We start from the raw sequence: 19,532 nt of genomic DNA on the forward strand, positions 1-19,532 counted from the left end.
GCTGTTTCAATTTTATACAAGTAAAATTTATAAGAAGGAAAAGTCAGTTTGTTCTATTAAAGAACAGTTATATTGGATCTATTCAAGGCGATTTGTTTCGTTTATACTATTGATATAGTAACGAATTATTTTCTTAACGGTTACAAGTCAAAAAACGAACTGTAAAAAATATGATTCCTAAAATGTTATAGTTGATCTTTTCCTCACTTTTTATTATAATGAAGCATAGATAAATAAAATACCGAAAGGATGTTCGTGTATTTATGGTGAAAGTAGTAGAACTTTTCGCGGGAGTAGGAGGTTTTAGATTAGGACTAGAAGCAAACGAAAACTTTGAAGTTCTTTGGGGAAACCAGTGGGAGCCCTCAACTAAAGCACAACATGCATTTAATTGTTATGCAACTCGCTTTGAAAATAAAGGAATACATGTAAATAGAGATATAGCAGAAGCTTGGCCGGAAATACCTGAGCATGATTTATTAGTAGGTGGATTCCCTTGTCAAGACTATTCTGTAGCACGTACTTTATCAAATGAAAAAGGAATACAAGGAAAAAAAGGTGTTCTTTTTTGGGAGATAATGAACATAGTTAATTCTCGCAAGCCAAGATTTGTTTTGTTAGAGAATGTAGATAGATTATTGAAATCACCAGCAAAACAAAGAGGTCGTGATTTTTCTATTATGCTGGCGAGCTTTAGAGACGCAGGATATGTAGTGGAATGGAGAGTTATTAACGCTGCGGATTATGGAAATTCTCAAAGAAGACGAAGAGTATTTATTTTTGCGTATTTAAAAGAATCTCATTTCACATCTGTTCAAAGTAAAATGAACCCTTTAGAGATATTGTGTGAAAATGGATTCTTCGCTCCAATTTTTAATGTGCATGAAGCACCTGAAGAAAACAAAAAAAGAGGGCAATTTGAGTTGCCAGTCGATATTATTGAGGTTTCTGATACATTTAAAGCTGAATATTATAATTCTGGCGTAATGATGGATGGACAAGTATATACGGAAGAATTAGTTCCAGTAACTGAAAATCCAGAGACTTTAGGTGAAGTTGTTCAAAAGGTATATGATAAATTTGGCCCTGCAGATGAATCGTATTATTTGAAAACGGATAAGGTTAACAAAAAGGGAAGAACGGAATTTGAGGAACTTAAGTATCTTAAAGGTCCTAAAAAAGAAGAAAGAGTATCAAAGGCGACAGGTCATAAATATTTCTACTCTGAGGGAGGAATGGCTTTCCCTGATGATTTAGATAAGCCTGGGCGTACAATGTTAACAAGTGAAGGAACATGTAATAGAAGTTCACATGTCATTGAGGATCCTTATACAAAAAGACTAAGATATTTAACACCAGTTGAATGTGAATTGTTAAATGGTTTCCCGATGGACTGGACAAATACAGGTATGCCACAAAGAAACAGGTACTTTTGTATGGGAAATGCTTTAGTGGTTGATTTGGTAGAACGAATGGGTGAGCGAATTTTAGAAATTAACCAGGAAGAAGAAAAAATGAAAGACTTTGTGCAGTTGAGTTGGTTTTAAAAAATAGAGAAGGGACAGAGTGTATAAATTTACTCTGTTCCTTCTCTATTTATTGTTAAGAGTATAAATTAATTTTTAGGTATTTTATGAACCGATACATTTTGTGTAAGAATCACAATGGGTTTCTAAACTATGAATAAATATCTCGCTAGTTACCAATAATCCTAATTGTATTTTGTGGAAACTTGGAAAAGGAGCAGAATTACATGGAATAGTATAAATAAGGCTTATGTAGATTCATTCCTCTTTATGAAAATGGTACTATATAATTATATTTTCATAGGAGGTTTCAAATGAATTTTATAGTATACTCACATCGACATGGTCAAAATATACTTGAAACGAACCCAGAATTTACAAACACCTGGCTAGAAATTCAAAAAGCTCTTTCTAATATTACAGATGAAATGCTCTTACAAGTTCATAGACAAAAATATATTGGTTCAAACAAAAGTTTATCAAAGGCAATTAATCAATTAATTAAGGAACAATTGGCTACATTTGGATGGAAAAGTGAAAGTTATATTTTTAAGGATAAGAGATATAAAAATAAAGCATGGCGTTTAGACTTTGCTAAAGATATTATTTCTGTAGAAGTTGCTTTCAATCATAGTGGGACAATTGCATGGAATTTAATGAAACCAGTTATTGCAAGCGAATTAAATCATGTTGAAAAAGCTGTACAAACTAAAATAGGGATTATCATTTCTGCAACCAATGAATTAAGAGATTCGGGAGGATTTGACTCTGCAATTGGAACGTATGAAAAGTACATTGAGCACTTAATGCCTTTAAATACTCAATTGACGGTACCTTTGGTGATTGTAGGCTTGAAGAAGCCTGAAACATTTTTTATTGAAACATATAAAATCAGTAAAGATAAAACAAGAGGACGAATTAAATATTATGCTGATGCGGAATTACTAATTTAATTATGGTGAATTTGGGGTTAATTATATTTTATACTATGATATCAAGTGTGTAATGGCTAGACTTTTGGCATTTTGGTACATAAGTTCTTTGAAGTAATCTATTTCTTTTTCATCATATGTATGATTGTCATTATCCGAATTCCCAACCCTCTTCACAACCGAAGAAGAAAACTATATAAAAGAAGCAATGCAGCAGTTTAACCTCTAGTTAAACTGCTTTTCCTTTATAATAGAAGAAAAACCAAACGGAGGGAAACCCCCATGCCAACCTACAACAAACTAATCAGAAACAAAATCCCACAAATAATAAAATCCAACGGAAAAACACCCACAACAAGAATCTTACCCGAAGAAGAATACATAAAAGAAATCTGCAACAAAACACAAGAAGAACTAACCGAATACCTAGAAGCAGACACAAAAGAACATAAACTAGAAGAACTATCCGACCTACTAGAACTAATAAACGCCCTAGCCGAACACGAAGGCACAACACTAGAAGAAATCAACAACATCCGAAAAAAGAAAGCAGAAGAAAGAGGCGGTTTCTCAGATCGAGTATTTTTAATCGAAGTAACCGATAACTAGCCCCTCATAAGCCCCTTACAAGCCCCTACCAAGTAATAAATCACTAAGAAAAAACATAACAAAACAAAAACAACAACAACAACAAACACCGTAGTAGTAGTCAAAAAAAATTTAAAATAACACGCCAAAAACCCGACTAACCTCCCATATATATTATGAAGAGGTTTTTATTTTGAACGGAGACGGGAGGAATTAGGATGGCGGTGTATCGTAATGTGCAGGTGAATTTTTGGCAGGATGATTTTGTTTTGGATTTGACGCCGGAGGAGCGGTATTTTTATGTTTACTTATTAACTTGTTCGAAGACGACGCAGTGCGGGATTTTTCCTTTTCCGAAGCGATTAGCTGAGATGGAGACGGGTTATAATCGGGAGACTGTTGATAAGCTTGTGCAGCGCTTTGTTGATTATGGGAAGATTCTGTATGATGTGGATACGCGAGAGTTATTCGTTTTAAATTGGCTTCGTTATAATCCTGTGACGAATATGAATGTGGAGAAGTGTGTACTTCGTGAGCTGAAGGGTGTGAAGAATAAGGAGTTTGTACATATGTTTCTTCAGAAGTGCGTTGAGGAAGAGATGAATGTTCCGATGCTTTTAGCGCATTTCGGTATGCCGAGTGATTTGGCTGTGGATGATGTTGATCCAGTTTGTGAGGAGACAGAGGCGGAAGAAGAGGTTATAGAGGAAGAAACGGGAAGTCGTGTGTTTTCTTTTTATGAGCAACATTTCGGTAGTTTGTCTCCGCATACTGTAGAGGAACTGAGTGCGTGGATGGAAGATTTGTCAGAGGAGCTTGTGCTGAAGGCTCTTCAAATTGCGTTTGAGAATAATAAGCGGACGGTTGCTTATGTGAAAGGGATTTTGAGAGGTTGGCATGGGAAAGGATTTACGAAAGTGTGTGAAGTTGAGGCGGATACAGCTAAGTTTCGGAAAAAGGAGTCGTCTGTTAGTACGGGGGAGACGGAGGAGTTTTTGGCGAGGTGTGAGGAGTGGGAGAAAAATGCGCCGTCTGAGGAAGAGTTGCAGCGCTTTTTAGCGGAGCGCGGGTGGCGGCCATGAGTATTCAAAATGTGGAGGCGGAAAAGACGGTGTTAGGTTCTCTATTACTTGATGGAGAGCTTATTAAGGAGTGCCGTTTGACGGAGCAGTATTTTTCTCTGTCGGTGCATAAGTCTATATTTCAGTTAATGCGAAAAATGGAAGAAGAGGGGCAACCGATTGATCTTGTGACGTTCATTTCTAGGGTAGATCCAAAGTTTTTAGAGGGGATCGGGGGAATGGAGTATTTTATAGGGTTAATGGATGGTGTGCCGACAACTGCCAACTTCTCTTATTATGAGGGGCTTGTTCGAGGTGCCTGGAAAATGTATCAGGCGGGTGTTCTCGGGCACAAGATGGGCGAGCGCCTTATTGCGGAGAAGAGTGAGAAAATTATTGGTGAGACGATTACGGCACTTTGTGAGTTAGAGGAAAAGGACTGTGTATGTGAGTTTGATTTGAAGGATGCGCTAGTTGATTTATATGAAGAGCTTCATCAAGATGCGAAAGAGATTACTGGTATTGAGACTGGTTATATATCGCTAAATAAAATGACGTGCGGATTGCAGGAAGGTGATTTTGTCGTTCTTGGTGCGCGTCCTTCTATGGGGAAGACTGCGTTTGCGCTAAATGTGGGACTGCATGCGGCGAAGTCTGGAGCGGCGGTTGGATTGTTTTCGTTAGAGATGAGTAGTAAGCAATTGTTAAAAAGGATGGTGTCTTGCGTAGGGGAAGTGTCAGGAGGTAGGCTGAAAAATCCGAAGCACCGTTTTGCGATGGAAGATTGGGAAAAGGTGAGCCAGGCGTTTGCGAAGATTGGTGAGTTACCATTTGAGATTTACGACAATGCAGGCGTTACGGTGCAAGATATTTGGATGCAAACGCGTAAGTTAAAGAGGAAGCACGGTGATAAAAAGCTTTTAGTCATTGTAGATTATTTGCAGCTTATTACGAGTGATCCGAAGCATAAGGGCAATCGATTTCAAGAGATTAGTGAAATTTCTCGTAAACTTAAGCAATTAGCACGTGAATTAAATGTTTGTGTAGTAGCGTTGTCGCAATTATCCCGTTCGGTAGAAGCACGTCAAGATAAGCGACCTCTTTTATCTGATTTAAGAGAGACAGGACAAATTGAGCAAGATGCGGATGTCATTATGCTTATGTATCGCGAGGATTATTACGATAAGGAAACGATGCAGAAAGAGATGACGGAGATTCATGTGGCGAAGCATCGGAATGGGCCTGTGGGGAGTTTTAAGTTGAGGTTTTTGAAGGAGTTTGGGCGGTTTGTGGAGATTGGATGATAAAATAGAAGAAGGCATATAAAAAGGTAAAGGAGTGGTTACGGATGACAAAAGTAGGTCGTTTATATGAGCAAGAAAAGCAAGAAGAAATTGATAAAGCACTTTCGGCAGCTGGAATGCTTTTTAAAGGAATGAGTGTAGAAGAAATAGCTAAAAAATTAGATGTAACAATTGAAAAGGTGAAAGAGTGGGAGAAGCGTTTATCTCATTAATCGCTGGGGTAATGGCAGCGTCTGTATAAATTTATACAAAAATAGCCGAATATTTACTATATAATAGTCGGCTATTTTTGTACGGAGAAGTTGTTAGGTTTAATACGCAAATCTTTTGGTTTGCTCTTGAATATATTCCTCATTTCCCCATAAAGAAAGATCTTCTCTCTGCAGTAATCCATTGCTGCAAATCATCTTGGCTACGTCGGACAAGTCGATTTACTAAAACATCATGCCATACATAATCCTCTAATAAGTATATATGAACGGGGTCATCTGTATAAAAAGCAATATTACGCTCTTCAAGTGATGGTCCATAAATCATCTCTTTAGAATCTATCGATAAAATAAACCAATGTTCTGTAGACAAAGTTTCTGTATAAGGTGTTATGCGATGGGCTTCTAGATTTTTAATGGGATTTTCAACATGCAGGGTAATACCTTGTATTGTAACTTTATCAGCTACTTCAGATAGATCTTCTTTTAACGCTTCATACATCTCATCCCACATTGAAATGACAATACGTCGTTCTGCTTTTTTTATTAATGCCTGACAATAGCTAATGATTGTTTTATTGTCTTTTAAAGTAATCACTCGATTATCCGTTTTTTCCTCGGAAGTTTCTAGTTTCTTTAATGAATCACTTATTCCTTCATAAGTAGACTGCCATTCTGATTGCGCCTTCTGTAAAAAGATTTCAACAGGTAGAGGTGAATAGCGAGTGGTGTCATTTATTTCTTCCTTCATGACAATTCCTTTTTCTACAAGGTTACCTAAAATCTCATAAATTCGCGCTCTTGGGACACCCGAATCCTTACTCACTTGGTAGGCTGTGACAGGCCCTTGTTTAACAAGAGATACATAAGATTTAGCTTCATATTCATTGAAACCAATTTTTTTAAGCTGTTGCACTATGTAGTCCACTTTTTTCGTCCTCCGATGTTTGCATTTATATTTCAACGTTACAATAACTGTTTACATTTAGCAAATTATTAGTTACTATTCGAATAGTGACTAAAGGGGAGGTTAATAGTATGGATTTTTATTTAGACCCATCTGTATTAATGATTTTGATTGTTTTTGGATTTGTAGCTGCATTTATTGATTCAGTTGTAGGTGGTGGTGGACTCATTGCTTTACCAGCTTTATTATTTACAGGGCTGAATCCAGCAAGTGCAGTAGCTACGAATAAACTAGCGTCGACAATGGGAAGTGCAACTAGTAATATTGTGTTTTATCGTTCTGGTAATCTTGATTTGAAATCGGCGTTTAAATTAGTTCCGCTCACTTTCATAGGTTCCATAATAGGGGCATGGACCGTTCATTTAATGAATCCAGAAGTACTGAAGCCATTGATGTTGATTATGCTTGGTGCGGTCGCTATTTATACGATATTCAAAAAGGATTGGGGTAGTATTTCCACTCATAAGAAATTGTCTGGTCGACACGTCATTATTTTTACCTTTTTTATTTTTGCTATTGGTTTTTATGATGGATTTCTAGGTCCTGGAACAGGCTCGTTTTTAATGTTTTCTCTTTTATTTATTGGATATGATTTTTTAAAAGCAGCAGGTAATGCGAAGCTTCTTAATTTAGGAAGTAATGTTGGTGCATTGTTGATGTTTATGTATGTAGGGCAAGTAAACTATGCATATGGTTTTATAATGGGGATTGCTCAAATTGCTGGAGGGATTGTTGGCTCCAAATTTGCTATAAAAAAAGGAAGCGGGTATGTTCGTGCCCTTTTCATTACAGTAACTTGCTTATTGTTAGCGAAAAATCTGTATGACTATATTCAGTAAGTAATTAAAGAACGTAGAAAAGGTCAAGTATGCAAACTACATCGAGTATAAGAAGATACTAAGGAGAGATTCCTTTTAACATTTTTTAGATGCTACCTTATTTGAAGATAGCATCTAAAAAGAAAATCTAAGTGAAGAGAATGAAAATAATATAAACTCATATTTTTCTGGGGTATGTTTATTAATTATAGTGAAATGTTTACTCTATATTCTTCTTATAATTAGGCCGCAACAAACTCTTAAAATCCAACTCAGCAATTAACACACTCAATAATATAAGCGTAGCCCCTAAGTATCCTTTTCCTGTCAGCGTTTCACCTGTGAAGACGAAAGCAAAGCCTGCGGAAAAGACAGGTTCTAATGAAAAAATAAGACCTGTATGGGTAGGTGTCGTGTATTGCTGGGCAATTACTTGCACGATGAATGCGACTGCGGTGCAAAATATGCTTAAAGCTAATATGATTAGCCATGAGTTGATCGTGCTAGGAAGTTTTGGTGTTTCTATAATGAATGAGAAAATAAGACTAAATAGGCCGACGAAACCGAGTTGCACTACTCCAAGTGCAATGGAATTCACATGTTTCGTTACGCTTCCAGTAATGATGACGTGAATGGCATAAAATAAGGCTGACAGTATGCAAAATATATCGCCGTTACCGATTTTGAATTCGCTAGTTAATGTTAATAAGCCGATTCCTATTATCGTTAAAATGATTCCTACTATAACTTTCTTTTCCGGAATGTGTTTTAAAAATATAGCTGATAATATTGGAATGAAAATGACTGTGAGACATAGTAGGAAACCAGCATTAGAAACACTCGTATACTTTGTACCGAAAGTCGCGAAAATGTAAACGATAAATAAGACAGAAGCGAGTATAAATGCATATTTTACAGTTTTAAAATCGATCTTAAATAAATGTTTGTAAAATATTAAACCTGATAAAAGAAAAGCGATAATAAATCGTAATGCGATTAAATTATATTCTTCTATGCCATCAAGTCCAAGCTTTGTAAGTAGGATGGATGCACCCCAAAAAAATGTAACTAGTAGTAACATTAAATCCGCTTTTAATTGTAGTTTCATTTCTATTCCCTCGTTATGTATAAATTTTATAAGCCCATACCCCTATCCCCATTTTTATTTTAATATTAATTCTGAATATTTGTAACTTAAATTTATCGACGTTTTATTTCATGGATTTAATGTTATCCGCCGCGAAAACATTAGCGGAGTTAAATCCAAACATGACGTTCATTTACGTATCTGGTAGCGGAACAGATAGTACAGAATCAGGACATACGATGTGGGCGAGAGTGAAGGGAAGAACGGGCAATGAGTTATTACGTTTACTTTTCAAAGTTGCGTATATGTTTAGAACAGGATTAATCATCCCGGCAAATGGTGTGAAATCAAAAACGAAATCATATCAATTGATGTACGATGTGAGGAAACCTTTTAATCCACTATTGAAGAGGTTTGGCAGTGTAATAACTTCAGAACAATTAGGAAGAGCGTTGGTGCGAGTTGGCAAATATGGATATGCTCATTCGATTATTGAAAGTTCGGATTTGAAGAAGATCGGTAAATAATCGTATGTATATAAAATCCCAGTTTGGAGGGGTTTTTTTCTATGTAAAATTTCATTTGTTTTGTTTACATAATATCTTTACAATCATTTGATAAAATAAAGTCAACTGCATATTGTGAGGGTGGGTGGTTATCCCTTCTTTCCATTTGGAAGGAAAGGGGGTGATAATATGGACTTTTTGTTTGACCTTGTAAAAGAGTTTGTCAAAGCGACTGTGCGTGAAGTTTCAGCGTATTTTTTGCGGAAGCAACTTCTGGATAAGGACAACAAAAACCCACTCCGCGCCGTAGGAAGCAAAAGGGTGGGTTTCGTAAAAAGAAATAGCTTATAATAACTACCACCCATACGGTAGCAGTTAGGGAAGAGATGTTAGCGCATCTCTTCTTTTTATTATATGCCATTTTATTTGATGTCACACTTATATAGTATTCTACGGAAAATATATCATATTCCTATTTTGTGGTCAATTTGATTGCATGATTGAAAAGGTGTAGTCTTAATCCTCTTCAAACTGAAAAATATCCCGATTAATAAGTTGGTGGAGATACCTATCCATTTCAGCAGCAGAAACTTTTCTTTCACTTTTAAACCACCATGCGCTTAATGAGGTGATTGCCCCTGAATAAAATTCAATGATTAAATCATTGGGCATCGTATGATTTTTGTGCAGTTGATTTAACGCTTCTATTTCTTGTTTTCTCGTTTCGTGACTTAAATGCTGTGTTCGGTTAATAAATTGTTCATCAGACATTTGTGTTTCTAATATTTTACCGATTTCTTCATGATGTAGAAATTGTTCCATTACTTGAAATGGTTTACTTAATCGATCTGAAACCGGTATTTCAGCAATCATCTTGCTGTATCGTTTAAATCCAAATGCTAATAAAGCATCTTTATCTTCGAAGTGTTTATAAAAGGTTGTTCGGTGTACCATTGCGCGGTCACATATTTGGTTAATCGTGATCGTACTATATTTCTGTTTTGATTGCGTCATTAATTCAAATAAGGAATCCCACAGTAATTTATGTGTACGTCTAATACGTAAATCAAGTTGTTTTTCATTATCGTTCATCTACAATTCTCCTTTTTTGTAGATTAAATATACAGTGGCTGAAAATTGATTCTCCCTTTTTAATCTACATATGTATATTATATTACATGTGTTCCGGTGTATTTAAAGTTTTTTAAGTAAGAAACAGGAGGAGAATCTGTAAATGAATATGACAACTAAGAGCCCAGCAAGTGGCAAAGTTGATACTTCTAATTTGAAACATACCCCCATTTTAATTGCGTTACTTTTAGGTGCAATGGTTGCATTATTAAATGAAACATTACTTGGAAATGCGTTAACGGTATTAATGAAAGAATTTGACGTAACGGCTTCAACGATTCAATGGCTTTCTACAGCATACATGTTAGTAGTTGGGGTTTTAGTTCCAATTACAGCATTACTTCAGCAATGGCTCACAACGAGACAAATGTTTTTGATCGCTATGGTAACGTTTTTAGTCGGTACATTAATTGCGGGATTCGCACCGACATTTTCCGTTTTATTAATTGGCCGTATCGTCCAAGCTGTAGCGACGGGGTTAATTACACCGTTATTAATGAATACGATTTTAATCATTTGTCCGCCTGAAAAACGTGGTGCGACAATGGGATTAATCGCACTCGTGATGATGGCAGCTCCGGCAATTGGCCCTACATTATCTGGAGTAATTGTGGATTCATTAAATTGGCGCTGGTTATTCTATATTGTTATTCCTATCGTGATCATTTCCATTATGATTGGGATGAAGTACATTCAAAATGTTTCAGAGTTAACAAGGCCAAAAGTAGATTACCCATCTATCCTTTTATCGACATTAGGATTTGGCGGGCTTGTGTATAGCTTTAGTGCATCGGGTGATTTAGGATGGTCCGATGCAAAAGTATATGGCACTTTAATTGTTGGGCTTATCTCATTATGTATTTTTGCCGTTCGACAATTGAAAATTGAGAATCCAATTTTAGAATTACGAGCATTTAAAGTTCCGATGTTTACATTATCAGTTGGATTAATTGTCATTGTGATGATGTCGTTATTTTCAACGATGACTTTATTACCGATGTTCCTGCAAACCGTTTTACTCGTTACAGCTTTTAAATCAGGAATTATCATGCTTCCGGGAAGTGTTATTAGCGCCATAATGGGACCAATCGCAGGTAAACTATTTGATAAATTTAGTCCGAAAGTTATTATCGTTCCCGGCATTGTCTTAGTAGGAATTGCAATGTTCTTATTTAAAGGCATTACTCCTGATACATCAATGGTACAAATTATTGTCATGCATAGCGTATTAATGGTTGGACTCATGCTTGTCATGACAGCACAAACATACGGTTTAAATCAATTAACACCAGATTTATATCCGCACGGAACAGCACTATTTAGTACGTTGCAACAAGTAGCTGGTGCAATTGGTACAGCTATCTTTATTTCGAAAATGTCTTCAGGAACAACTAAGTATATGGAAAGCTCCGCAAATCCACTGGATCCAGTAGAGAAGTTAAACGCTTTAACTTCAGGGTTCCAAGGTGCATTTGCACTTGGGTTAATCTTTATTATTGTTGCATTTATCGTATCGTTATTCTTAAAAGAAGAGAAAGAAGGAGTAAAGGCAGCGAGGGTTTTACAGAACGAACATTAAGGTTTATATAAAAAAGACATCTTTGCCTAGAAAAGATGTCTTTTTTATATTTTTTTCGTAACACTTGTTTTGGGTGTCTTCATACATAAGAATTGGTATGTACAATAATTATCCTTTTTGAGAATAATGATGCAAAGCCGTACTAATAACCAGTAGTTCACCAGATGATTTAGTGACATCGTATATAGATCCTGTTATGAGAATAGGCATAGTCATGATTGTGAAGTTGTTATATTGGTATTAAATGATTTATACGTTTTTTATAGTAAAAATTAGAGACACTTCAATAAAAAGGAATTAAATATGGTACTCTTTAGTTAAGATATTTAAACGAAGACAGGGGAAATGAAGATGGACAAAAAGCTAACGTATTGGCTAGCATCTATTATAGGTGTAGTAGTACTTGCAACTGGTATGACTTATGGAATGTTACAGTTTGCTGAAGTCCCGCTTGAGAGTGAGGACCATGTTTTTGCAGAGGTTAATAAAGAAGACATACTATCGAATGAAGCAGAAGTGAAAGGCTCAAATGCACAACTTCACATTACAGTAACTTCTACTGAAGAAGAAGTGATTTCAGCTATGCATAGCATGACTCATCAAAAAGTAAAAGCGTGTGAAGGAAAGGGAGCAACCCCTATGTCCAAAAAGAATGCAGAGAAAGTAAGAAACATTCTAAACGGAAACAATTTCAAGAATAAAGAAGAGCTATTAGCAATTACTGAAAGATGGGCAAATAGAGATTTTAGTGAAATTTTAGAAGAACATAACTATTTTATTAAACTTCAAGGTGGCAAGATAGGTGAAGCTACAGTAATGGATAAGGTAGACGAGCAAGTATTCTGTTTCAATACTTTCGGTGATGATGTAACGGCCGCATTATTTAAATCAGGAGATCTTCAAGCGCTGTAAGGTGTTTTTTCTTTGATATAAAGAAAGCCTCAAGTATTCATATACTTGAGGCTTTTCCAATGGAAAGATAGGAATGATCCGAATTCCTTACATTAAGAACAAAGTGGAATTACTCCTAAACCAATTAATAAAGCTGCAGCAACTGCTGGAATTGGTACAGGAATTTGAATACCTTCTACAAACAAGAAATACTGACCACTTACTATTTTAAAACAAACTAATTGCATGGCTATTCCTCCCTTCTTTTAGAATTAATACATTATATTAATTTATCTATTTATTGTTATAGTTGAATTATTCATTTTTAAAAATATAGTTAATATGTGAATAGTTTTCGAAAGGACCTGCTCAATCAATACGAAAAAACATAAGATGAAACGAATCCATTAAAATACATGAGTGAACCTTAGTTTTCCCCTCTTATCTAAAGGAGGAAATATTATGGGTTATGGTGGTAGTTGTGGCGGTTGTGGCTTCTCGGGAGGCTTTGCTTTATTAGTTGTGTTATTCATTTTATTAATCATCGTTGGAGCTTCTTGCTTCTGCTAAAAACTATTGGAAAAGACACTCATATGGAGTGTCTTTTCTTTCGTGCAAAATGATTCCTGATAATACCCAACTGTATGTAGTATACGGTATATTTTTTCCTCATTAGACATATAAAAATGTTGGAGGGATGTTATGAAACTAGTAGGGAAGTACATTTATATTCGGCTTTATAAAACTGCTGATGCTAACGAGTTAGCTAATTTACATATTAGAAATCGCGAATTTTTTCAACGAGTTTGCCCGTTGCTCCCAGAAGTTTTTTATACAGAAGAACATCAAAAAATACGTCTTGAACAAGCTCTAAAAAAGACAGCTGAAGGGCAAGTATACCCTTTCGGAATCTTTTTAAGAGAAAATGATAAACTGATTGGAGACATTTCATTAACTCAAATTGTTAGGGGAGACCTCCAAAGCTGTTATACGGGATTTACTTTAGATAAGGAGCATAATGCAAAGGGCTATACAACAGAGGCTCTTCAACTTGTTGTAGATTTTGCTTTTAGGGAATTAAAGCTACATAGAATTGAAGCAGGAGCGATGCTTGATAATTTAGCATCTATTCGTGTATTAGAAAAAGTGGGATTTAAAAAAGAAGGTATAGCGAAAGAAAATATAAGGATTAATGGCAAATGGACAGATCATCAAATATTAGCTATCATCAACAGCTTGGATGTGTAAGCTTATTTTGATTCCAATAAAGATAATTATGTAACTCTTCAAACTCTACCAACAGTTTTATAGGGACCTTTACAATTTTCGGATCAGAAACTAACCTTACAAGTCTTGAAATTCCACCTAACTCTAAAATTACTCTATTTGAAAATTTTACAACTAACCACACTAAGACTCTTATTTGTTTTAGCTTTGTATTTGCTGCGTTCGTCACATTGACTAGTAGAACATTTAAATCCACAACTCCACAAACAATTAGATTAACACCAGGGAGATACAAGGACTTTCTTATTTGAGGATGTTAAATGCCACTTCAGTTAACGCCTCATCAAGGCCATTATTTATCCAACAAACAACATATATTTTTTGTGATAAATCAAATTCATATTACTGTGAGAATAGTGATTATGGTTATTAGTAGTTATTAAAGAGGGCCTTGGCTCTTTTTTTATTTTCTTTCGACATAATATGACAATATATGAATTAATAGTTTGGTATTATTATCTAGAAATCTTACATTTATCTACAAATTATTATTGTATTTTTAATTTTTTAAATGTAAAATATTTCAATGTAAATACATACCATTTAGGGGGATAAAGAAATTTATGAAAAAATTATTAGCTTCAGCAACAGCGGTAACACTATTAACAGTGGGGTACAGTTCTTCTGCATTTGCAGCTAAGAGTCCTAATGATACAAAAAACTGTGGCCATTTTAAAAGTCAACAAGATGCTCAAGCATTCTGGGATCAAAATGGATATGGTGTTGGAAATGATCCGCACCGTTTAGATAATGATAAAGACGGCATTCCATGTGAAGATTATAAATATCCAAAGAGCACAAATACTACAACAGAAAATAAAGAAAATACTAAACCTCAAGAACAACCTAAACAAGAAAATACTAAACAGGAAAACACTAAACAAGAACCTGTTAAACAAGAAAACACTAAGCAAGAGAATTCAAAACAAAACAACCAAACAACAAATAATAAACAAGAACAAACTAAGCCTCAAACAACTGCAAAAGAAACAAAGAAAAATACTAATACAGTTGTGAAAAAAGAAACAAAAAAACAAGGTGAAAAATTACCTAATACAGCATCAAACGGTGTTACAATGATGCTAGCAAGCTTAGGATTAGCATTAGCTGGATCTGTATTAATGTTCCGTCGTAAAAAGACAAACGCATAAAATAGTTCCTTAAAACGGCAGGAGAAATCCTGTCGTTTTCAAATGGAGTGATAAGAGTGAATAAAAAACAATGGATAGGCTTATGTTTAACTGTTATTGGACTTACTATCTTTTCCTATTATTTTCTAGAATGGTATAGTGCTAGACAATCAGCAGAGTCGTTGACAACTAACGAGGCTAAACAATATGAGACCGCCACACCTTCTAAAGAAAATGAAAAGCAAAACATCAATCAAGCAGGGACAGAGATAAAGACTGACACTTCATTACAAGAAGAACCTGTACAAATTCCTGCTTCAAAGGTAAACCATCAGTTAGGAGATAAAGTAGCATATTTAATTATCCCTAAAATACAAAAGAAATACTCTATATATTGGGGAGCCGATGATAAAGTACTAAAAAAGGGTGTAGGTATGTTTGTTAGTGACTTAACTACTACACCATCTGGAAATGGTCATACAGTTTTAAGTGGACATAGAGATACTGTTTTTACCGAGCTTGGTCAATTAAAGGAAAATGACCAACTTATCGTGGAATATGAAAATAAAACATATACATATGAAATTAACAAGCATTGGATAACAGATTCAGAAGATCGAACAGTTATTGTAGAAAAAAGTGAGCCGACATTAACATTAACAACTTGTTATCCTTTTGACTATATAGGAGACGCTCCAGATCGGTACATAATTGAAGCATCTCTACTTTCCATTCATTGATGAGGATGGAAAGTCCAATACACATTAGTAAAATTAAAGTGGTTATCGAGTCGGAGAAAGGCACCTTAGAGTGTCTTTTTTTATGTAATTTAGTTGCCAATATGGAAAGTTTGTTATAGTTTTTTGTTTACCGTGATTTTTTTCGAAATGCTGGCGGCACCCCATCGCTATCAACCTAACAGAACAGGTTGCTCCCAAAAGTTTTTTATACAAAATAACATCAAAAAATACGTCTTGAACAAGCGTTAAAAAAGAAAGCTGAAGGGCAAGTATACCCTTTTGGAATCTTTTTAAGAGAAAATGATAAAATGAAGATAATATTAGGGAATTGTGAGGATGATTACGTTGCTTACTTTGATAAAATTTGTAGTTAGTTATGCTGCAAGTCTATTTGCTTTTATTTTTGGATGGTTCTTAATTTCATATATTTTTAACCCTAGCTTTATTCACCCAGACGTTTTACAGGGGTTCATAAAAACTATCGTCACTTATGGTAGTATACCAGCTCTTATAGCTTGCCTAATTGGGGAAGTTTTATATAGGAAAATTAAACGATGTCGAGAGTTTCAATTTGGAATTCCTTTATTTATAGGACTAGCAGTTATCTATACACTTATACCATTTCTTTTTCTTTTTACTTTTACTTTTTCATATTTCTTTGACTTCGTTGCACCTGTTATTATGGGTTCCTTAGCATTTTATTTAGTACGTAGAAAAATATAATTTTCGTTTTGATGCATTATAATAGCTATCTCTGAATCACCAGTTTCAAAAAGCCTTCACGCAATGATAATTGCATGAAGGCTTTTGATGTTTTCTTATTTTTTTGTCTCGTTAACCCATGTAATAATGTCCTGGATGACGTATTCGGGAACGTTAGCAGGGATTTCGTATTCACTAGGAAGACTTAATTCTCCGTCACCCTCCGTGAAGAAATGATTCAATTTCGGGTATTTTTTGAACTGAACATTCCCGCGGTTTGCAAGCCCTTCTTGCCATTTTGTATATTCATTTTTTACTGTTACTTGATAATCGCGTGCTCCTTGCAAAATGAGTAAAGGCTCTTTTCGTGATTTTGCCTCTTCAACTGGACGCCACCTAGAAACATCATACATAAAATGAGGTAACCCAAAATTGTAGCCAGCTGGAGGATGGTCAGGATTGAAAGTAGGATCCTGAATAAAAGCAGCCTGTCTTTTTAATTCATCGATTTCTTCCTTTGACGCCCCAAGGTATTCATACTGATCAATGGCAATGTCAGTCAAAGGGCGTGCAGGTGGTGCGAGTAAGATACTTCCTCGGACAAGTGAGGAAGGCGCTTTGCTCAGTATACGTGGCATTGTACCGGCTCCTTGACTATGTCCAAGAATGAAAATATTATTTGGATCAATGCCTTCCTGCTGCGCTGCGGATTTTGCTGCATAGATAGCATCATCTGTAGTATCACGGTCTAACGTAACGGGTTCTGCACTCATCTTTAATGCATGTTCTAAGGTACGTTTTTCATAGCGCACCACTGCAATTCCGTTGGATGAAAGGCCCACCGCAATGTCTCGTAAGATTTTTGTTCCCATGTATGTGCTGTCGCGATCATGGATGCCAGCACCATGAACAAGAACAACTACGGGCAGCTTTTCACCACGCTTATGTTTCGGAACTGTTAATGTCGCTGGTAACGGATAGGTAGAATTTCCAATGACGATTTCACGTTCTTGATAGGAGTTAGGTTGATTATAGCTAGGATGGGGGATGGTAAAAGATTCCTCGGGTGGCCTTTCTCCAATTTCATCTACTTTCCCGCCAGGTGTGAATTTAAGGAGTAGTGGTATGGTAGTTCCTTCGGTAGCTGCTGGAATTTCTACCGTCTGATGGACCAAGTTTCGTTCTTTTATCACGGGGATTCCCATGCTTTTTATCCCGCTCCAGCCACTTTGTGTCCACCAGTTTTGTAATGTGTTTGCTGTAAATTTGGATTGAAAAGCAGCAGACGTCAACTGGAGTGCCTCTGCATACTTACCTTGCTGGAGATATTCAAAAAATAATGATGTACGCTCCGTTAAAGAGATTAGTTTCTTTTCAGCAGATTGTTCCTCGCGTGTATCTGCGTGAATAGTTGTTGTAAGCGGGAAAGATGAAATGCCTAAAGAAAAGAGTAGGGTAAAGGTAAGTACTGATCTTTGTATTTTCTTTTTTTTATTCATGTTTTAACCTCCAATATGTGATGGTAAAAAACAGGTATGGTAATTAGAATTCTGGTGCGAAAACTTCAAAATATTTGCAAGCAATCTCTAAAACTTGGACATACTCATATTATTATTCTAAAAAAACGTAGCTTTCTTCTCTTGTCACATGCATATTAATCCCAGAAATAATCTTTCTTCCTTCACTTTATATTTTGATTATACGAAGCAAAGCTCTCGTTTTTCTTACTTGATACTTACAAATTCCTTAAGTAGGGGATATTTTAAAAATGGATTTGTGGCGGTACTCCTATGTTAAGAGATAGCTTAAGGACCGAGGATTATATTGTTTTTATAAAGAGTTGATGTTATGTTTGTTTTGTAACATATGGTGTTTTATGCATGTAGGAGGATTTATTGAAGAAATTATTAATATTGTTTTTATTAGCTACATTTTGTCTACAGATTACAGGATGTTCTAATAATATGGGTACACTAAGGGAGAAGCCTAAAACTTCAACAACTTCAACAACTGTGAAGTCTAAACGCATCAATAAAGGGTGGTACAAACATATGTAATAGTTTGTATCACCCTTTGTTGATGTTAGAAGTCATAAAGAAAAGGTTGATAGTTAGATATTTTTCATAAAGAAAAGACACCCTAAGGTGCCTTCCTTCGACTTGAACCATCTTAATTTTAATAATATATTGGACTCCCATCCAACTATTATTTTACCATGTTAAGTTGTTTTATTCATTGAGAAATATAGTGTTAACCTATATTTAAAAGAATTATATCGATTTGAACCAACTATTAATTAGGGGGATGCTGACATGCTCAGTCAATATTATACTATCCCCAGAACGGAAATTATGAGCAATATGTATATGAGTCACATATCAAAAAAAGACACTCTCAAGAGTGCCTCTCCTTAGCAGCCGAATCCGCCGCCCCAACAGCTAGCGCCAACGATGATTAATAAGATGAAGAGCACAACAAGTAAGGCAAATCCGCCGCCGAAACCACAGCCTCCACCACAACTACCTCCATAGCCCATATTAACTCCTCCTTCCATAAAGACCATTTATTAATGGATTTAATTTAATTTATGTTTTTAAGGGTGAATGGAGCAGGTCCTTAAAAAAATAAAAGGATTTTGGAAGTTAAAAAGAGTTGACGAACTTATTTTTGTCACCGGTATTTCGTCTGCTACATATTGTATTTTATTCTGTGTATTGGGGGAAGGAGGATCTTATGGCTAATTCTGAGATGATTTTACGTTTACTTACGGATTTAAAGATTGAACAACAATTGTTGAAAGAACAGTTAGAGAAAATGCAAACAGCTGTGACTATTCTTGAAGAAAAATCAGTGACGCTTAAAGAAAAACCAGCGACTCTTAAAGAAAAAACAATGACTCCTGAAGAAAAACCATCTGTTACAAAGCAAAGAGCTTTTTCTGGACGCCCAACATCTTTTCGTGATTGGAGAGCATCTAGTCAAAAAAATTAGGGAATGTTATGTGAAATGATAAATAAAAAAGTACAGTCTGCTGTAGAAAAGACTGTACTTTTTTATGTCGGTAGAAAATGTTA

At 35.5% G+C, this 19,532-nt stretch carries 23 protein-coding genes and 2 pseudogenes; 19 read left to right on the forward strand and 6 right to left on the reverse strand.

What is annotated here, in order from left to right; translation table 11 throughout:
* The first annotated feature begins 263 nt into the window (after nt 1-263).
* The 7 genes and pseudogenes from dcm to ACUXVC_RS04730 all read left to right on the forward strand — a co-directional run bounded on the left by dcm (nt 264) and on the right by ACUXVC_RS04730 (nt 5,623).
* Nucleotides 264-1,547 (forward strand): DNA (cytosine-5-)-methyltransferase, encoded by a 1,284-nt coding sequence (gene dcm, locus ACUXVC_RS04700; protein WP_000241633.1) that lies wholly within the window; start codon nt 264-266, stop codon nt 1,545-1,547.
* A 293-nt stretch (nt 1,548-1,840) separates the two neighbouring features.
* Nucleotides 1,841-2,479 carry a BglII/BstYI family type II restriction endonuclease gene (locus ACUXVC_RS04705; RefSeq protein ID WP_001009462.1) on the forward strand — a complete coding sequence of 213 codons (639 nt, stop codon included), beginning with the start codon at nt 1,841-1,843 and terminating at the stop codon, nt 2,477-2,479.
* 124 nt (nt 2,480-2,603) lie between these two features.
* Nucleotides 2,604-2,687 (forward strand): annotated as a pseudogene (locus tag ACUXVC_RS04710) (MerR family transcriptional regulator); the annotation flags it as partial.
* Nucleotides 2,688-2,740: 53 nt separating this feature from the next.
* The gene (locus ACUXVC_RS04715) at nt 2,741-3,067 is read left to right on the forward strand and encodes a nucleoside triphosphate pyrophosphohydrolase (RefSeq protein WP_001143680.1); all 327 of its coding nucleotides are present in this window, start codon (nt 2,741-2,743) and stop codon (nt 3,065-3,067) included.
* 197 nt (nt 3,068-3,264) lie between these two features.
* Nucleotides 3,265-4,128, forward strand: coding sequence for a DnaD domain-containing protein (locus ACUXVC_RS04720; RefSeq protein ID WP_098672362.1), 864 nt, complete (start codon nt 3,265-3,267; stop codon nt 4,126-4,128).
* A complete protein-coding gene (gene dnaB, locus ACUXVC_RS04725; protein WP_446025946.1) occupies nt 4,125-5,411 on the forward strand; it encodes a replicative DNA helicase in 1,287 nt (428 codons plus the stop codon). Before ACUXVC_RS04720 ends, dnaB begins: the two co-directional genes overlap by 4 nt.
* 44 nt (nt 5,412-5,455) lie before the next feature.
* Complete coding sequence (locus ACUXVC_RS04730) at nt 5,456-5,623, forward strand: hypothetical protein (RefSeq protein WP_000169783.1); 168 nt, start codon at nt 5,456-5,458, stop codon at nt 5,621-5,623.
* 139 nt (nt 5,624-5,762) lie between these two features.
* Here ACUXVC_RS04730 and ACUXVC_RS04735 read toward each other — a convergent pair whose 3' ends face one another.
* The gene (locus tag ACUXVC_RS04735) at nt 5,763-6,548 is read right to left on the reverse strand and encodes a TrmB family transcriptional regulator (protein WP_044306446.1); all 786 of its coding nucleotides are present in this window, start codon (nt 6,546-6,548) and stop codon (nt 5,763-5,765) included.
* 110 nt (nt 6,549-6,658) lie between these two features.
* Between ACUXVC_RS04735 and ACUXVC_RS04740 the strand changes: the two genes are divergently transcribed.
* Entirely contained in the window at nt 6,659-7,426 is a 768-nt protein-coding gene (locus ACUXVC_RS04740; RefSeq protein WP_000348456.1) for a TSUP family transporter, read from the forward strand.
* A 199-nt stretch (nt 7,427-7,625) separates the two neighbouring features.
* Here ACUXVC_RS04740 and ACUXVC_RS04745 read toward each other — a convergent pair whose 3' ends face one another.
* Nucleotides 7,626-8,513 carry a DMT family transporter gene (locus tag ACUXVC_RS04745; RefSeq protein WP_440038827.1) on the reverse strand — a complete coding sequence of 296 codons (888 nt, stop codon included), beginning with the start codon at nt 8,511-8,513 and terminating at the stop codon, nt 7,626-7,628.
* A gap of 110 nt (nt 8,514-8,623) precedes the next feature.
* On the opposite strand from ACUXVC_RS04745, the gene ACUXVC_RS04750 reads away from it, so the two are divergent.
* Complete coding sequence (locus tag ACUXVC_RS04750; RefSeq protein WP_446025947.1) at nt 8,624-9,019, forward strand: hypothetical protein; 396 nt, start codon at nt 8,624-8,626, stop codon at nt 9,017-9,019.
* A 168-nt stretch (nt 9,020-9,187) separates the two neighbouring features.
* Nucleotides 9,188-9,349, forward strand: coding sequence for a hypothetical protein (locus ACUXVC_RS04755; RefSeq protein ID WP_446026159.1), 162 nt, complete (start codon nt 9,188-9,190; stop codon nt 9,347-9,349).
* A 165-nt stretch (nt 9,350-9,514) separates the two neighbouring features.
* Here the strand turns inward: ACUXVC_RS04755 and ACUXVC_RS04760 are convergent, their stop codons facing one another.
* Nucleotides 9,515-10,090 carry a TetR/AcrR family transcriptional regulator gene (locus tag ACUXVC_RS04760; RefSeq protein WP_088114628.1) on the reverse strand — a complete coding sequence of 192 codons (576 nt, stop codon included), beginning with the start codon at nt 10,088-10,090 and terminating at the stop codon, nt 9,515-9,517.
* Between the two features lie 142 nt (nt 10,091-10,232).
* Between ACUXVC_RS04760 and ACUXVC_RS04765 the strand changes: the two genes are divergently transcribed.
* Nucleotides 10,233-11,708, forward strand: a complete 1,476-nt coding sequence (locus tag ACUXVC_RS04765; protein WP_446025948.1) for an MDR family MFS transporter — start codon at nt 10,233-10,235, stop codon at nt 11,706-11,708.
* A gap of 351 nt (nt 11,709-12,059) precedes the next feature.
* Nucleotides 12,060-12,620: a PRK06770 family protein gene (locus tag ACUXVC_RS04770; protein ID WP_078400407.1), complete on the forward strand. Its 561-nt coding sequence runs from the start codon at nt 12,060-12,062 to the stop codon at nt 12,618-12,620.
* Between the two features lie 92 nt (nt 12,621-12,712).
* On the opposite strand, the gene ACUXVC_RS04775 is transcribed toward ACUXVC_RS04770, so the two are convergent.
* Nucleotides 12,713-12,847 carry a hypothetical protein gene (locus ACUXVC_RS04775; protein WP_001177693.1) on the reverse strand — a complete coding sequence of 45 codons (135 nt, stop codon included), beginning with the start codon at nt 12,845-12,847 and terminating at the stop codon, nt 12,713-12,715.
* Nucleotides 12,848-13,061: 214 nt separating this feature from the next.
* Between ACUXVC_RS04775 and ACUXVC_RS04780 the strand changes: the two genes are divergently transcribed.
* The 6 genes and pseudogenes from ACUXVC_RS04780 (at nt 13,062) to ACUXVC_RS04805 (ending at nt 16,479) form a co-directional block, all read left to right on the forward strand.
* On the forward strand, nt 13,062-13,169 hold the full coding sequence (locus tag ACUXVC_RS04780) for a YjcZ family sporulation protein (RefSeq protein WP_000540375.1): 108 nt from the start codon (nt 13,062-13,064) through the stop codon (nt 13,167-13,169).
* 132 nt (nt 13,170-13,301) lie between these two features.
* Nucleotides 13,302-13,847: a GNAT family N-acetyltransferase gene (locus tag ACUXVC_RS04785; protein WP_064532710.1), complete on the forward strand. Its 546-nt coding sequence runs from the start codon at nt 13,302-13,304 to the stop codon at nt 13,845-13,847.
* Nucleotides 13,848-14,449: 602 nt separating this feature from the next.
* Entirely contained in the window at nt 14,450-15,037 is a 588-nt protein-coding gene (locus ACUXVC_RS04790) for an excalibur calcium-binding domain-containing protein (protein ID WP_375853531.1), read from the forward strand.
* 56 nt (nt 15,038-15,093) lie between these two features.
* Complete coding sequence (locus ACUXVC_RS04795) at nt 15,094-15,756, forward strand: class D sortase (RefSeq protein ID WP_375853532.1); 663 nt, start codon at nt 15,094-15,096, stop codon at nt 15,754-15,756.
* A 188-nt stretch (nt 15,757-15,944) separates the two neighbouring features.
* Nucleotides 15,945-16,064, forward strand: a pseudogene (locus ACUXVC_RS04800) (GNAT family N-acetyltransferase); the annotation flags it as partial.
* A gap of 28 nt (nt 16,065-16,092) precedes the next feature.
* Entirely contained in the window at nt 16,093-16,479 is a 387-nt protein-coding gene (locus tag ACUXVC_RS04805; protein ID WP_053565118.1) for a hypothetical protein, read from the forward strand.
* A 95-nt stretch (nt 16,480-16,574) separates the two neighbouring features.
* Here the strand turns inward: ACUXVC_RS04805 and ACUXVC_RS04810 are convergent, their stop codons facing one another.
* Both ACUXVC_RS04810 and ACUXVC_RS04815 read right to left on the reverse strand, forming a co-directional pair.
* On the reverse strand, nt 16,575-17,957 hold the full coding sequence (locus tag ACUXVC_RS04810; RefSeq protein WP_375853533.1) for an alpha/beta hydrolase: 1,383 nt from the start codon (nt 17,955-17,957) through the stop codon (nt 16,575-16,577).
* A gap of 911 nt (nt 17,958-18,868) precedes the next feature.
* Nucleotides 18,869-18,994, reverse strand: coding sequence for a YjcZ family sporulation protein (locus ACUXVC_RS04815; RefSeq protein WP_000540377.1), 126 nt, complete (start codon nt 18,992-18,994; stop codon nt 18,869-18,871).
* Between the two features lie 197 nt (nt 18,995-19,191).
* On the opposite strand from ACUXVC_RS04815, the gene ACUXVC_RS04820 reads away from it, so the two are divergent.
* Nucleotides 19,192-19,449, forward strand: a complete 258-nt coding sequence (locus ACUXVC_RS04820; RefSeq protein ID WP_000013694.1) for a hypothetical protein — start codon at nt 19,192-19,194, stop codon at nt 19,447-19,449.
* Nucleotides 19,450-19,532: the final 83 nt, after the last annotated feature.

It is taken from the genome of Bacillus sp. N6, from assembly GCF_052805735.1.

Coding starts and splice junctions, on each gene's coding strand:
- ACUXVC_RS04810 (WP_375853533.1), bottom strand. CDS start 17,957: ATGAATAAAAAAAAGAAAATACAAAGATCAGTACTTACCTTTACCCTA.
- ACUXVC_RS04745 (WP_440038827.1), bottom strand. CDS start 8,513: ATGAAACTACAATTAAAAGCGGATTTAATGTTACTACTAGTTACATTT.
- ACUXVC_RS04765 (WP_446025948.1), top strand. CDS start 10,233: ATGAATATGACAACTAAGAGCCCAGCAAGTGGCAAAGTTGATACTTCT.
- ACUXVC_RS04785 (WP_064532710.1), top strand. CDS start 13,302: ATGAAACTAGTAGGGAAGTACATTTATATTCGGCTTTATAAAACTGCT.
- ACUXVC_RS04790 (WP_375853531.1), top strand. CDS start 14,450: ATGAAAAAATTATTAGCTTCAGCAACAGCGGTAACACTATTAACAGTG.
- dnaB (WP_446025946.1), top strand. CDS start 4,125: ATGAGTATTCAAAATGTGGAGGCGGAAAAGACGGTGTTAGGTTCTCTA.
- dcm (WP_000241633.1), top strand. CDS start 264: ATGGTGAAAGTAGTAGAACTTTTCGCGGGAGTAGGAGGTTTTAGATTA.
- ACUXVC_RS04775 (WP_001177693.1), bottom strand. CDS start 12,847: ATGCAATTAGTTTGTTTTAAAATAGTAAGTGGTCAGTATTTCTTGTTT.
- ACUXVC_RS04820 (WP_000013694.1), top strand. CDS start 19,192: ATGGCTAATTCTGAGATGATTTTACGTTTACTTACGGATTTAAAGATT.
- ACUXVC_RS04755 (WP_446026159.1), top strand. CDS start 9,188: ATGGACTTTTTGTTTGACCTTGTAAAAGAGTTTGTCAAAGCGACTGTG.
- ACUXVC_RS04760 (WP_088114628.1), bottom strand. CDS start 10,090: ATGAACGATAATGAAAAACAACTTGATTTACGTATTAGACGTACACAT.
- ACUXVC_RS04730 (WP_000169783.1), top strand. CDS start 5,456: ATGACAAAAGTAGGTCGTTTATATGAGCAAGAAAAGCAAGAAGAAATT.
- ACUXVC_RS04780 (WP_000540375.1), top strand. CDS start 13,062: ATGGGTTATGGTGGTAGTTGTGGCGGTTGTGGCTTCTCGGGAGGCTTT.
- ACUXVC_RS04750 (WP_446025947.1), top strand. CDS start 8,624: ATGGATTTAATGTTATCCGCCGCGAAAACATTAGCGGAGTTAAATCCA.
- ACUXVC_RS04705 (WP_001009462.1), top strand. CDS start 1,841: ATGAATTTTATAGTATACTCACATCGACATGGTCAAAATATACTTGAA.
- ACUXVC_RS04740 (WP_000348456.1), top strand. CDS start 6,659: ATGGATTTTTATTTAGACCCATCTGTATTAATGATTTTGATTGTTTTT.
- ACUXVC_RS04770 (WP_078400407.1), top strand. CDS start 12,060: ATGGACAAAAAGCTAACGTATTGGCTAGCATCTATTATAGGTGTAGTA.
- ACUXVC_RS04720 (WP_098672362.1), top strand. CDS start 3,265: ATGGCGGTGTATCGTAATGTGCAGGTGAATTTTTGGCAGGATGATTTT.
- ACUXVC_RS04815 (WP_000540377.1), bottom strand. CDS start 18,994: ATGGGCTATGGAGGTAGTTGTGGTGGAGGCTGTGGTTTCGGCGGCGGA.
- ACUXVC_RS04805 (WP_053565118.1), top strand. CDS start 16,093: ATGATTACGTTGCTTACTTTGATAAAATTTGTAGTTAGTTATGCTGCA.
- ACUXVC_RS04715 (WP_001143680.1), top strand. CDS start 2,741: ATGCCAACCTACAACAAACTAATCAGAAACAAAATCCCACAAATAATA.